This window comes from Formosa undariae (assembly GCF_042427615.1).
Classification (GTDB): domain Bacteria; phylum Bacteroidota; class Bacteroidia; order Flavobacteriales; family Flavobacteriaceae; genus Formosa; species Formosa undariae.
Genome location: NZ_JBHMEZ010000032.1, coordinates 124,199 through 137,411 on the forward strand (window position 1 = coordinate 124,199; position 13,213 = coordinate 137,411).

The following is a 13,213-nucleotide window of genomic DNA, read 5'->3' on the forward strand; positions in this document are numbered from 1 at the left end:
TACATTCAATTCTAGACCACCTTTCACTGCATGTTATCTGTATTAATTCCTATATATAATTATAATGTTGTCGCTTTAGTGCAAAACTTGCATAGGCAACTTACGTTAGCTAACTATGTCTTTGAAATTATTTGCTTAGACGATGCTTCAGAAACAGCATTCATTTCAAAGAACAGTCAGATTGAATCTCTTGAGTTTACTTCATTTATAAAATCTACAGCAAATAACGGACGCACAAAAACACGACAACTGCTCTGTGAATCTTCTAAATATGACTGGTTGCTATTCTTAGACGCAGATACAATCCCTGCTAGTAGTACCTTTATCTCTGAATACATAACCGCTATTAATCCTGAAAACGAAGCTGTTTTTGGCGGATTTTCTTATCATAAAAGCAAACCTTCAAGTCATTATATATTAAGATGGGAATACGGCAAAACCAAGGAAGAAGTCGATGCTTCCATTAGGAACACAAATCCGTATAAAATTATAATATCTGGAAATTTTTTAATAAAAAAATCAATTTTCAAAACATTAAATTCACTTATACAACACAAGGTATATGGTTTAGATAATTATTTTGGTGCTTTACTAAAAAACAATAAAATTAAAGTTTTACACATAAATAATCCTGTATTTCATCTTGGTTTAGAAAAAAATGAAGTGTATTTAAATAAATTAAAATCGGCAGTCTGCACTCTCTTATTACTTGTAAAACAGGATAAAATGAAGACACATAATAACGATCTATTATCCCTTTTTATGTTTCTAAAGAAAAATAGATTAAATTTTATCCTTTCTAAATTTTACAATGCCTTTAATAAACAAATGGAACATAATTTATGTGGTAAAACTCCTTCGATAAATCTATTGCAATTTTATCGCATTTCTTATATGTGTTATGTAGACCAAAATTCTTAATTTATGAACGCTTTTTTTTCCGTCGTAATACCGCTATACAATAAGCAAAATCATATAAAAAACACGATCGATTCTGTAATCAATCAGAACTTTAAAGATTTTGAAATTATTATTGTTAATGATGGTTCTACAGACCACAGCCTTGACGTTATAAATACAATTTCGGATACTAGACTAAACATTTATACCATAGAAAATCAAGGTGTTAGTTTTGCACGAAATTTTGGAGTTCGTAAAACCTCTACCGAACATATCGTATTTTTAGACGCAGACGATTATTGGGAAGAAAATCATTTAGAAACCTTATTTCAATTATCTGAAGCTTATCCGAATACCGGATTATTCGCTACAGGATATTACAAGCAATATTTTAATAAACCACGATTTAAAGCGACATACAATACTATTCCTGAAGAATATTCTGGCGTAATTTCCAATTTTTTTGAAGCCTCAATGATAGATAATATTGCTTGGACTTCTGCAGTAATGATTCCTAAATCTACTCTCGAAGCCATTGGCCCTTTTAATGAAAATATGCGTTCAGGCCAAGATACAGAACTTTGGATTCGGATTGCTTTACAAAAACAAGTCGTATTTTCTAAAAAACCAACAGCGACCAAGGTTATCACCGATGTAGAAAATCACTTATCTTATTCTGAAAGCCGTATAGATAGGCTTCAAATTTTTGAAACGTTTAAGTCTTATGAAACAGATAATAAAAGTTTAAAAAGATATTTAGATTCAAACCGATTTTCGACAGCCATACAAAGAAAACAAAATGGAGATTTTGATAATTACAATAAGTTAAAATCTGACTTAAATTTTAAAAACTTAAATATCAAACAGAGGTTACTATTACACTCCCCTGCATTTTTATTACGCTTTCTAAAAAAAGTTCAGTTTAAACTTTTAAAAAACAATATCTACCTAACAGCTTTTAAATAGTTTATAATCTTCGAAATTTCGAATATAATCATCCTCATTAAATTCTGCTGAAGCTAATACTAAGCAGACCGATCCCGAAGAAAAATTTTCAATTTCACGCCAAATTCCAGGAACAATTAACAATCCTATATCTGGCTTATTTAAAGTAATTAATCGCTCGTTTTCACCATCTTTTACACGAATATCGAAGCTTCCACTTAAAGGAATTAAAAACTGATATAACGATTTATGGGCATGACCTCCACGAGAAGCATCACTTGGTACATCGTACAAATAATATACGCGTTTAATTTCAAAAGGAATACAATCCTTTTCAATCACCGCTAAGTTCCCGCGAGGTTCTTTTATTTTTGGGATTTCAATACGATGTAAATCATTCACAGTTGATGTTACATTTTGTCTAGTAGTTTTTTCCAATCGTTTGTTATGTTTTTAACCGAAAATCGTTGCACACTTTCTTTTGCATTCGATTTACAGGTTTGGTATAAAGTTTCATCATTTATAAAACTATTCATCGCCTGAGATATTGCCTTTACATCATAGTTTTCTACTAAAACTCCATTATAACCAGATGTGATTACTTCGTTTGGTCCCGATTTACAATTTACTGAAATCATTGGCGTACCTAAACCTAATGTTTCTGGAATTACCATAGGAAACCCTTCATGCCTACTAGTTAACATTGAAAAGTGGGCATGTTTCACATATGGATACGGATTTTTGGTAAACCCTTTAAAAACAACATGTGAATTCAATTCTAATTTCGAAACATAATTTTGAATGACTTCTAAATCTGGACCATCACCTATCAATAATAGCTTAATGTCTGCTTTAGGCAGCTTAGATTCCTTATATGCATCCAATAATAGTTTTAGATTTTTAGGTTCATCATGAATTCTTCCAAAGAAAACAATATATTTTTCATACTTAGGAATATCTGAAATCTCAGATTTTGCCATCTCGATAATCTCCTGAAAATCGAAACCATTATAAATGGTTTCTACGTTAACCAAATCTAATTCTTTTCTAAAATGTGAGGTTGCTAATTTAGAAACTGCAACCATTTTTTCGGTTTTATACAAATAAGTATTCAACCATTTATATGGCGTAAACGCTTTTTCAATCTTATAACAATGTAATACATAAACTACAGGTATTCCAGAATATATCCATTTAGAAATCAAAAATTCCCGATAGGCCTGTACTCGAGATCTCCCGTCTATAATCAGATCAAACTGGTGCCTTTTTAAATAGTTTTTAAAATATTTAAACCGCTTTAATCGTCCTACTAGTGTATCATCTGCATTCTTTAAAGCTCCTAAATTTAAAAGTGTTCCTTTGTATTCAAAATCAACATGATCTAATACGATAACAATATGCACATCGTGACCTAAACTATGCAACATTTTAGACAATTGCGCTGTCGAGCGTTCTGCACCACCTTTTCCCAAAGACGATGCTACAATACAAATCTTTTTATTGTTACTTTGCACTTTAAATACGTTTACACCTTTCAAATATACTAAATGAAAATCTTATTAATTGGAGAATATAGCCGACTTCATAATTCTTTAAAAGAAGGTTTAGAAAAACTTGGTCATACCGTTACAATTATTGGTTTTAGCGATTATTTTAAAAATTATCCAGTAGATATAAAACTCGATCTAGACTATCAATCTGGGTTTTCTAAATACTTTAAACGTATAATCCACAAACTCTTTAAAATTGATCTAGTTTCGTTACATATTCAGAAACAAGTGGAGGCTATAAAAGAGCAACTTGTAGGTTACGATGTTGTTCAACTTATTAATGAAAATGCCTTCAAAACGATACCAAAGGTTGAAATAAAACTATTAGAATTTATTTTCGCCAACAATAAAAATGTGTTTTTAATGTCGTGTGGTACCGATTACATCAGCATACGTTATGCCATGGAAAAGCAATTTAGATACTCTATTTTAAATCCTTGGTTTGAAGGTAGAGAATCTGAAAAATCGTTTTATTATGCTTTAAAATTCACCACAGAACACTATAAAAACTTACATAACTACATTTATAAAAACATTAAAGGGGTTATTGCCTCAGACTTAGACTATCACATTCCTTTAGAACATAATCCTAAATATTTAGGCCTTGTCCCTAACCCAATAAACACAGATAAATTAGATTATGTCCCTATAAATATTTCAGATAAGATCGTAATTTTTCATGGTATAAATGCTTCCAAATATTATAAGAAAGGAAACAATTTCTTTGCTGAAGCTTTAGATGAGATTCAGAAAACATATAAAGATAAAGTTGAAATAATTACCGTTACAGATCTTCCTTATATCGAATATATTGAAGCTTTTAACAAAGCACATATTGTATTAGATCAGGTTTATGCTTACGATCAAGGTTTTAATGCTCTGGAAGCTATGGCTAAAGGAAAAGTTGTCTTTACAGGAGCAGAGCAAGAGTGGTTAGATTATTATTCACTAAGCAAAAACACTGTTGCAATAAATGCATTACCAGACGTAAATTATTTAGTAAACACACTAGAATGGCTTATTTTGAATCCTGATAAAATTGAATCTATTTCTAAAAATGCACATCGTTTTATTGTAGACAAACATAATTATATGGACTCGGCAAAGCTATATTTAGACTTATGGACTAAAAATTAATCTTCTTTTTCTTTAATATTCTTAACCTCGTCCTTATTATTATCTCCATTAAGAATTTCATCTTCAGGTAACACTCCGAATAAGGATGTACTAAAAATTAATAAAATAATACCATAATACATAACATAAGTAACAAAGTGAGCTATAGTCGCTCCTTTAACACCGTATAAATCGATAAAATATACACTCGTTAAATACAATATGATTACAGAAAATGCTTCAGTAATAATATAATGCCAAAACATTTTTTTCGCTAAAAACTGATACGAAATAACAATAGAAAGCACTTTTACAAAATCGCCTAAAAGTTGCCATAAAAACAAATCTTCTACGGGCTTAAATTCTTCAGTAAAAATAATGGCAACAATAAAACGTCTAAGTAAATAGATAACAAACAAGCCCAATCCAAATACGGGAATAATGGTTTTATAGAATCCAAATACTTCCTCTCTAAACTCTTTAATATTATCAATTTCAGAAAATCGAGGTAGAATATAAAGCCCCATTAAGGAACTGACAAACATTAAATAATATTTTGAAATCCTAATCATTGCCTCCCAGAAACCAGCATCCTTATACCCTACATTATCAATAATATAGGACCGAATAGAAATAGCAACAATTGGTAATACAATAGCAGAAAATAAGGCCATTGTAGAATACGTACTTAACCGCTTTACGAATGTAAAACTAACTCGACTAGATCGCACCAACGGAAGTAAACTACGCTGATTAATAACACCTACCACTGTGATTAAGAAGACAAAAGATTCGGAGATTACAATAGAAATTAAAGCACCATCGATTCTATTCTGATAGATCAAAATAAGGGTGATACACGCTCCTAATACCTGTCCTATAATATTAATAATGAGTATCATTTTAAACTTTGAAAACCCATTCATTATAGAAAACGCAAACATATTCATGGAATAAAAAGGCAACGCTATGGCCAATATCCGAATAACGTAAGCATAATCATTGTAAGTAGGAAAAACGAGTGTGTTTATATATTCTGCATTAAAATAACAGAAAAAAGAAATGATTGTGGTTGAAATAAATCCGAGATAAAACGCTGTAGATATCGTTTTACTAAGTTGTACAGTATCATTTTTAAACTCAGATATATACTTTATAATACCGCTATACATCCCTAAAATAGAAAAAGAATGCGCAGAACTGACTAGGTTTCTTAAATTTCCAATTAACGCTAAACCTTCGGGACCAATATATATAGCGATGGCTTTAGAGGTTAAAAATCCAGTTAGAACTTTAGTCAGTACTGAAGCTGAATTTAAAGAAGCGACCTTAATTAGAACATTATTATTTATATAATTTTTTATTTTCTTCAATTAATACCCGTTTAATACATTTATTATATAATCTACTTCTTGATCGTCCATTACAGGGCTAATAGGTAAACTCACAACAGTATCATGAATACGCTCTGTAATTGGCAGTTCTAAAGCACTGAAACTACTTAATGCTCTTTGTCTATGGGGAGGAATTGGATAATGGATTAAAATTTCAATATTATGCTTCTTAGTAAAACTGATAAAATGTTCTCTATGGTCTACCCGAACTACAAAAAGATGAAAAACATGAGATTTCAAATCCGTTTCTAAAGGTAGTACTATTTTGTGATTCTTGAGCTTTGAGAGATAGCGATTTGCAATTTTTTGTCGGTACACATTATCTGCATCTAACTGTCTCAATTTAACACTTAAAAAATGTGCTTGAATTTCGTCTAAACGGGAATTACAACCTAAAAAATCATTTACATATTTAGACGAAGTACCATAGTTTCTAAACTTCATTATCATTTCTGCTAAGACAGCATCGTTTGTAGTCACTGCACCTCCATCTCCTAACGCACCTAAATTTTTGCTCGGATAAAAACTAAAAGCTGCAGCATCTCCTAAATTACCTGATTTTCTACCATCATAATAACGAGCCCCATGAGCCTGGGCTGCGTCTTCTATAATTAATAAATTGTTCTGAGTTGCCAACTTTTTGATCGCATCCATATTTGCTAATTGACCGTATAGATGAACCACTAAAACCGCTTTCGTTTTAGATGAAATTTTCTGCTTTAATTCTGAAACAGATATATTATATGTATTAATATCGGGTTCTACAAAAACAGGAATCAGCCCCGCTTGGATGACCCCTAAAACACTAGCGATAAAGGTATTTGCCGGCACTAAAACTTCGTCACCTTTTTTTAATTTCCCTAAGGCGATATACGATTTAAAAATTAGTGTAATGGCATCTAAACCATTCCCGACACCAATACAATGTGTCGTGCCACAAAAAGTTGCAAATTCGGTTTCGAACTTAGCAACACCTTGCCCTAATATATAGTGTCCTGAATTTAAGAATTCTTGAAATTTTAATTGAAATGCCTTTTCAAAACGAGCATTAATTTTATGTAAGTCTAAAAATTTAATCATATAAAAACACCTTCTAAGGTATTAAAATTCTTTGTCTCTAATTTATAAAAATCTTGAATACTTGTACGAGCTCCAAAACCTTCTTTCCAATATTGTAGACCTTTGTTTATGTTTTTTCCATCATTTTCGTTTGACGTTCCAAAATCAAAATAAAATTTATCTTTAAAAACGGTGTTGATTAGATGTTCATGTAAGGCATCTAAACTTCCTAGGATGTTTTTTGAGGAATTTCCAGAAATATATTGGGAATGAACAACAGTTTCTGTTACAAAAACCGTGGTTCCAGCAACTATTTCCCCTTTATGATAAACATTAAATTGACGAATATTTTCAGGGAATTTAGCCTTAAGTAACGTGATTTCCTCTAAGCAATGCACAGGAGAAGCCTCATGCTTTTCAATTAAATTCGGAATTAAAATGAGATTCCAAAAAGTAGCACAAGAATGGTCTTCTTTAATAACTAACTCATGTTTTTTTGCACGCTTACACCCTTCTAATCTATTTTTAGAAAATGGTATGGGAGCATTTAAATTGATTACAGAAAGTGAATCCCGACGATATAAGTCTGCTTTCAACAAAAACATTAAATATAACATTTCGTCGTTAGGTACTGCAGAATAAAATGAAGGTAGCATTTTAATATTTAAAGTTGAAACACCTATAGATGATAGCCACTCTAAAACCGATTTAAAAATATCTAAGACGACTTGAAACTTCAGATTAGAATCAAAAATCAATCCTCCATAAGTTAAACCTTGATGGGAATATATAACATCATCCTTTTTGTTAGCAGGTAGAACGGCAATAAGTTTATCATTTTTAAAAACCAGTAATGAAAAATCTTCAAAACGATCTTCATGATATTCCATAAAATCACGATGAAATAAAAAGGTACTATTTTTAGCCTTAGAAACAAAAGTATTCCAAAGGTTAAAATGATGTTTAGCGTAACGTTCTACTTTAAGTTGGTTCATTAATTAAAAATACGGTTTATTGTCTAAGTATACCATCTATTATTTTCGAAAATTTTTCTGCCCCTTGCGTATTCAAATGGTCGGCGTCTAAGAAATCGGACCTTCCAAAACGATTATCATTCAAATAATTTAAATACGTACAATTACTATATTCCAAATCCATACGCATACCTGCGTTTATTGTCTTTTCTAATTGTAATGCATCTAAGTGCTGAATATAATCTTTATATGCTGGCATAGTAACAAGAACGACCTTTATGCCTTTTTCAGTACATTCTTTTATAATATTTTCTAGTATTTTATAATTCTCGCTGTAAAACACATCAGAAGGCGCCGTGTGTTTTTTCGCAACACGCATACTAACTGCTTCAATATTTTCTGGAGTTTGTTCTCTTTCTTGAGATGCCCAACCCCATTTATTTACATGTTCTACAGCTTCATTTAAAATGTAATACTTATAAATCCGCTCTAAATTATACTTTAGTTTGACACTCAATATTTCGAAATGGTCCTTTATTTTTGAATCTAAACTTATATCGGTATACAATGTGTAATCTTTAATCCTCCACTTTTCGTCTCCTTCCTTTAATTGCTCAAAAAGCGTTGTATATGATAATCTTAAAACAACCGTTTCTAAAGCCTCCAAATCGCTTATATACCGATGTAATATATCGTAATCTATATCTATAGTTTGCGATACATGACCATAATTTAATGCTTCTTCAGTTAAATATTCGGGATTAACGCCATATAAAATATGTGAACTTCCTAATAGCAGCGTTTTTATACGACCACGATGTGTTTCTAAATAATCCGATTTCACCTGATATGCATTCGGAATTTGTCGTAATGCAAATTCCATAACGCAACCTACCACCAAAACGGGCAAACAGAAAAGCAGAAAAAGGTTAAGGAATTTTTTCATTTAGAATTGGAAATAGATAAACTGTTGTGGTTTGGCATAAAAGTAAAAAATACAGAATACAAGTATATAATAAAATCCCCATCTATATTGGCGTTTCCAAGTAAGTCCTAATTTCTCGATCGCATATTCGTGTGTTTTCCCAAGCCATTCGATACTCATAAAAATTATAATCCCTAGAAAAACAATTATGGCTCCTGTACGATTTACGAATTCTGGTATTGAGAACAACGAGGTTGAGAATATTTCGGTAAGATAACTTACTGCGGTTTGCAAATCGTCTGCTCTAAAAAACACACGGACTAATACTAAAAAGGTAAACGTTTTTAAAATTCCGAATAATTCACTTGAACTTGGTAATAGACCATGTGATTCAACTTCTTTTTTGTCAGTGTTCTTTCTTCCCCAAATTATTAACGGTAAAAAGTGTAATGCATTTATAAGTCCATACACTATAAATTTCCAAGCAGCCCCGTGCCACAATCCGATCACTAAAAAGATTAAAATAGTGTTTCTAATTTGGAATAGCTTAGAGCCACGGCTTCCGCCTATAGGGATATAAAAATAATCTCTAAACCATGTGGTTAACGAAATGTGCCACCGTCTCCAAAACTCGCCAATATTTCTGGAAAAATATGGAAATGCGAAATTCTTAGATAGATTGAAACCGAATAATCTAGATACTCCAATAGCAATATCAGAATATCCTGAAAAGTCACAATAAATTTGAATGGTGAAGAAAAAAGCACCAATTAACAAGGTACTTCCCGAATAGGCTTCGTGATTTCCAAAAAACTCATCTACAAAAATGGCACAGTTATCGGCGATTACCATTTTTTTAAACAGTCCCCAAAGCACTTGTTTTAATCCGTCTACAACTTTATCGAAATCGAATTTACGTCTCACTTCAAACTGAGGTAATAAATCTCTAGCGCGCTCTATTGGTCCTGCAACCAACTGCGGAAAGAAACTAACAAAAGCCATAAAACTCACAAAATTTTTAGTCGGTTCTAATTGCTTTCTATAAATATCGATAGTATAACTTAACGTTTGGAATGTATAAAAACTGATTCCCACAGGAAGAATAATATTTAAAGCGTTATAGCGTAAGTCTCCTCCAAATAGAGAAAAGGCTTGAATAAAATTTTCTAGAAAGAAATTGTAATATTTAAAGACTCCCAGTAATCCAAGGTTAATACAAACACTTGTCCATAGCCATACTTTTCTTTTAAATATATCTTCTTGTTTGGAGAGCGCCAAGCCTATACAATAATCGACTGTAGTACTAAAAAAAATCAAAGAAAGAAAACGCCAATCCCACCAAGCATAAAAAAAATAACTAGCAAGAACAATAAGTATATTCTGAACACCCAATTTAGTATTGCAAACAAACCAATAGAGTATAAAAACTATTGGTAAAAACACTGCGAAATCTATGGAGTTGAATAACATAAAATAATATTCGTCAATATTTCACTCTCGTTTTCAGTAGAAAACTTAAAAATAAAATAAAGCTAGGACCTTATAATTTGTGAATCTATAATTAAACAACGAATATAAAAAATTAGCATCGAGTTTCGCTTTATTTAAGCGAGCAATTCCTTTAATAGAAATGGATGAGAAACTTCTAGATTCAGATCAAATCATTTCTCTAAAAAAATAGCTGGTTAAAATCTTTAAAGATTTAAAACGTAAAATAAAGTAACAAATATTATATTTTACATTCCTATTTTCTCTTTTCCTATATCTTTACTAAAAACAACAAACAAGCATAAAACGTGTCTATTAAACTATCCCAAAAGTTATATAATTACATCATTATATCCTCATTTTTAGTTGGTTTTATTATTGTAATTAATAACCCCATATTAATAGTAAATGATTCTGAAGGCTATTTAAATATGGTAATTACTAGATCTGCGAGTTATCCTATTTTTCTAAATATCATACGCTTTCTTTCTGGTTCTTATTTCAACATTACAACCATAATTCTTCAATATTTGCTGGGTGTTTATTCCATTTACTTTTTCATTTTTACATTAAAAAAGCACTATAAATTAGAGTTCATTTGGCTAATTTTACTTAATTCCATTTTACTTGTCCCTTATTTATATAATCATAATTTAGCAAATGTTTTTCTATCTGAAGCACTCGCATATCCCTTGTATTTAATTACTATTGGGTTGTTTTTAAAGAGCCTTTTTATTTCTAAAATAAATCCTATTGTAACAGCACTACCTGTACTTTTAATACTTATTCAAACGAGAAGTCAATTTCTGTATTTAGTTCCCTTAGCCATTGGAATTGTATTATGGTTTTGGTATCAGCAGAAAAAACTAGAACACAAATGGTTATTAGCAATTCTAGTAATATTTCCAATACTAAGCGCTATTACAGACAAAACATATCATAAAATAGCACATAACCACTTTGTTTCTACGCCATGGACCGGAATTCATTTATTAACACCCGCCTTTTTTGTTGCTAATTCCGAAGATTTTTCGATTTATAAATCTGAAACAGAACAGGAGTTGTATAAAAATATATACTCAGGTTTGGCCGAAAAACATTTAAATATTCATGAATTTGAAGCGGAATCTCACAGTACTGATGAACTCCATATTTATGTAGAACATTACGCCGAAATCGCAAATTTCACCATTTTACCAATAGGATTGAAACTTGCAGATTCATTGAAAACACAGGATGAAAAATTAATAGAAGTAGATCTACTCACCAAGAAAATGAGTCTTCCTCTTATTCTTGATAATTTTAAACCTTGGACGAAACTATATTTTAAAAATTTCATCTATGCTTTTGGTAATGCAAAATACACCTTACTCCTTTTCATAATTTTAATTTTCAGCCTTATAAAAAGTTTAAAAACGAATCAGATGAAATATAAAATTATTCTATTCATTTCACTTTTAAGCATAGGAAATGTAGCACTAGTATCTATAGGAATGCATACTTTAAAACGTTTTACTTTTTATAATGATTGGGTGTTTTTTCTTATTTTCTTCATTCTAATAAGTACTAAAAATCTAGTAAACCAACCGAAGCCATGAGTATTGAATTAACGGTAGTGATGCCATGTTTAAATGAAGCTGAAACATTAGCAATTTGTATAAAAAAAGCGCAATCTTTTTTTGAAATTCACGGAGTAGAAGGCGAAATCATTATTGCAGATAATGGCAGTACAGATGGGGCTATACAAATTGCAGAACAACTTAATGCAAAAGTGGTACATGTTACAGAAAAAGGATACGGTAGTGCCTTAAAAGGAGGTATTGAAGCCGCAAAAGGAACATACATTATTATGGCCGACGCCGATGATAGTTATGATTTTGCTGCTTTACTCCCCTTTTTAACACAATTACGTGCAGGTTACGATTTGGTTGTAGGTAATAGATTTAAAGGCGGAATCAAGAAAGGTGCTATGCCTTTTCTACATAAATATCTAGGCAATCCTGTTTTGTCTTTTATTGGTAAATTATTTTATGGAATTAAAATTGGTGACTTTCACTGCGGACTTAGAGGTTTTTCTAAAGAAGCGTTTCTTAAAATGAATTTAAAGACTTCGGGAATGGAATTTGCTTCAGAAATGATAGTAAAATCTAAACTTAAAAATTTAAAAATAACAGAAGTTCCTACAGTTTTATATCCCGATGGAAGAACCCGGAAACCACATTTAAATACTTGGCAGGATGGTTGGAGACATTTGCGTTTTTTATCTCTGTACAGTCCGAATTGGTTATTTTTGTATCCCGCAACTTTTCTTATAATCATGGGATTAATTAGCTCGACTCTTCTTATTATAAACCCTATTCAAATTGACAATATAATTTTAGATATCCATACTTTACTGTATACATCTAGCTTTGTTTTAATAGGATTTCAGTTTTTAGTTTTTTATTGCTTAACTAAAATTTATGCGGTAGAAAACGATTTATTACCCAAAAGCAACCGCTACGACACATTGTTTAAATACATTAACTTAGAACGTGGTTTGGTTCTTGGAGTTTTGATTTTAATTGTAGGTTGCGGATTAAGTTACCACGGATTATATTTATGGAAACGCACTGATTTTGGAAACTTAAATCCAACAAGTACCTTACGAATTGTTATTCCGGCAGTATTTACTATTTTACTCGGAATTCAGGTCATTTTATTCAGCCTATTCTTCAGTATACTCGGACTTAAAAAAAATTCATAAACTGAAAACATTACTTTTTCTTCACAAATAAATAATAAAAATTAATAAGTATTATGGCACCGTTTGTAATTACTATAGGCCAGGATGTATCTAACATAAAGCCATAAGCCACAAAG

12 protein-coding genes are annotated in these 13,213 nt (G+C 31.0%); 5 read left to right on the forward strand and 7 right to left on the reverse strand.

Annotated features, from left to right (window positions below):
- Positions 1–30: 30 nt before the first annotated feature.
- Both ACFFVB_RS17515 and ACFFVB_RS17520 read left to right on the forward strand, forming a co-directional pair.
- On the forward strand, positions 31–921 hold the full coding sequence (locus ACFFVB_RS17515) for a glycosyltransferase family 2 protein (RefSeq protein WP_382384521.1): 891 nt from the start codon (positions 31–33) through the stop codon (positions 919–921).
- A 3-nt stretch (positions 922–924) separates the two neighbouring features.
- The gene (locus ACFFVB_RS17520; RefSeq protein ID WP_382384522.1) at positions 925–1,866 is read left to right on the forward strand and encodes a glycosyltransferase family 2 protein; all 942 of its coding nucleotides are present in this window, start codon (positions 925–927) and stop codon (positions 1,864–1,866) included.
- On the opposite strand, the gene ACFFVB_RS17525 is transcribed toward ACFFVB_RS17520, so the two are convergent.
- On the reverse strand, positions 1,849–2,283 hold the full coding sequence (locus ACFFVB_RS17525) for a sugar 3,4-ketoisomerase (RefSeq protein ID WP_382384523.1): 435 nt from the start codon (positions 2,281–2,283) through the stop codon (positions 1,849–1,851). The genes ACFFVB_RS17520 and ACFFVB_RS17525 overlap by 18 nt on opposite strands.
- Positions 2,256–3,359, reverse strand: a complete 1,104-nt coding sequence (locus tag ACFFVB_RS17530; protein WP_382384524.1) for a glycosyltransferase — start codon at positions 3,357–3,359, stop codon at positions 2,256–2,258. Before ACFFVB_RS17530 ends, ACFFVB_RS17525 begins: the two co-directional genes overlap by 28 nt.
- A gap of 33 nt (positions 3,360–3,392) precedes the next feature.
- Between ACFFVB_RS17530 and ACFFVB_RS17535 the strand changes: the two genes are divergently transcribed.
- The gene (locus tag ACFFVB_RS17535; protein ID WP_382384525.1) at positions 3,393–4,532 is read left to right on the forward strand and encodes a glycosyltransferase; all 1,140 of its coding nucleotides are present in this window, start codon (positions 3,393–3,395) and stop codon (positions 4,530–4,532) included.
- Here ACFFVB_RS17535 and ACFFVB_RS17540 read toward each other — a convergent pair.
- The 5 genes from ACFFVB_RS17540 to ACFFVB_RS17560 are packed head-to-tail and all read right to left on the reverse strand — an operon-like array spanning position 4,529 to position 10,333.
- The gene (locus ACFFVB_RS17540; protein WP_382384526.1) at positions 4,529–5,884 is read right to left on the reverse strand and encodes an O-antigen translocase; all 1,356 of its coding nucleotides are present in this window, start codon (positions 5,882–5,884) and stop codon (positions 4,529–4,531) included. The genes ACFFVB_RS17535 and ACFFVB_RS17540 overlap by 4 nt on opposite strands.
- On the reverse strand, positions 5,885–6,985 hold the full coding sequence (locus ACFFVB_RS17545) for a DegT/DnrJ/EryC1/StrS family aminotransferase (protein ID WP_382384527.1): 1,101 nt from the start codon (positions 6,983–6,985) through the stop codon (positions 5,885–5,887).
- The gene (locus ACFFVB_RS17550; protein WP_382384528.1) at positions 6,982–7,959 is read right to left on the reverse strand and encodes a GNAT family N-acetyltransferase; all 978 of its coding nucleotides are present in this window, start codon (positions 7,957–7,959) and stop codon (positions 6,982–6,984) included. The genes ACFFVB_RS17545 and ACFFVB_RS17550 overlap by 4 nt, the downstream gene beginning before the upstream one ends.
- 16 nt (positions 7,960–7,975) lie before the next feature.
- Positions 7,976–8,884: a hypothetical protein gene (locus tag ACFFVB_RS17555; RefSeq protein ID WP_382384529.1), complete on the reverse strand. Its 909-nt coding sequence runs from the start codon at positions 8,882–8,884 to the stop codon at positions 7,976–7,978.
- Positions 8,885–10,333 (reverse strand): MBOAT family O-acyltransferase, encoded by a 1,449-nt coding sequence (locus ACFFVB_RS17560; RefSeq protein ID WP_382384530.1) that lies wholly within the window; start codon positions 10,331–10,333, stop codon positions 8,885–8,887.
- 326 nt (positions 10,334–10,659) lie between these two features.
- Between ACFFVB_RS17560 and ACFFVB_RS17565 the strand changes: the two genes are divergently transcribed.
- Complete coding sequence (locus ACFFVB_RS17565; protein ID WP_382384531.1) at positions 10,660–11,949, forward strand: hypothetical protein; 1,290 nt, start codon at positions 10,660–10,662, stop codon at positions 11,947–11,949.
- On the forward strand, positions 11,946–13,097 hold the full coding sequence (locus ACFFVB_RS17570) for a glycosyltransferase family 2 protein (RefSeq protein ID WP_382384532.1): 1,152 nt from the start codon (positions 11,946–11,948) through the stop codon (positions 13,095–13,097). The genes ACFFVB_RS17565 and ACFFVB_RS17570 overlap by 4 nt, the downstream gene beginning before the upstream one ends.
- Positions 13,098–13,213: the final 116 nt, after the last annotated feature.

What these genes read in the sequence shown, in the direction of transcription:
- ACFFVB_RS17550 (WP_382384528.1), bottom strand. Translation starts at nt 7,959, where the DNA reads ATGAACCAACTTAAAGTAGAACGTTACGCTAAACATCATTTTAACCTT.
- ACFFVB_RS17520 (WP_382384522.1), top strand. Translation starts at nt 925, where the DNA reads ATGAACGCTTTTTTTTCCGTCGTAATACCGCTATACAATAAGCAAAAT.
- ACFFVB_RS17545 (WP_382384527.1), bottom strand. Translation starts at nt 6,985, where the DNA reads ATGATTAAATTTTTAGACTTACATAAAATTAATGCTCGTTTTGAAAAG.
- ACFFVB_RS17570 (WP_382384532.1), top strand. Translation starts at nt 11,946, where the DNA reads ATGAGTATTGAATTAACGGTAGTGATGCCATGTTTAAATGAAGCTGAA.
- ACFFVB_RS17535 (WP_382384525.1), top strand. Translation starts at nt 3,393, where the DNA reads ATGAAAATCTTATTAATTGGAGAATATAGCCGACTTCATAATTCTTTA.
- ACFFVB_RS17555 (WP_382384529.1), bottom strand. Translation starts at nt 8,884, where the DNA reads ATGAAAAAATTCCTTAACCTTTTTCTGCTTTTCTGTTTGCCCGTTTTG.
- ACFFVB_RS17560 (WP_382384530.1), bottom strand. Translation starts at nt 10,333, where the DNA reads ATGTTATTCAACTCCATAGATTTCGCAGTGTTTTTACCAATAGTTTTT.
- ACFFVB_RS17515 (WP_382384521.1), top strand. Translation starts at nt 31, where the DNA reads ATGTTATCTGTATTAATTCCTATATATAATTATAATGTTGTCGCTTTA.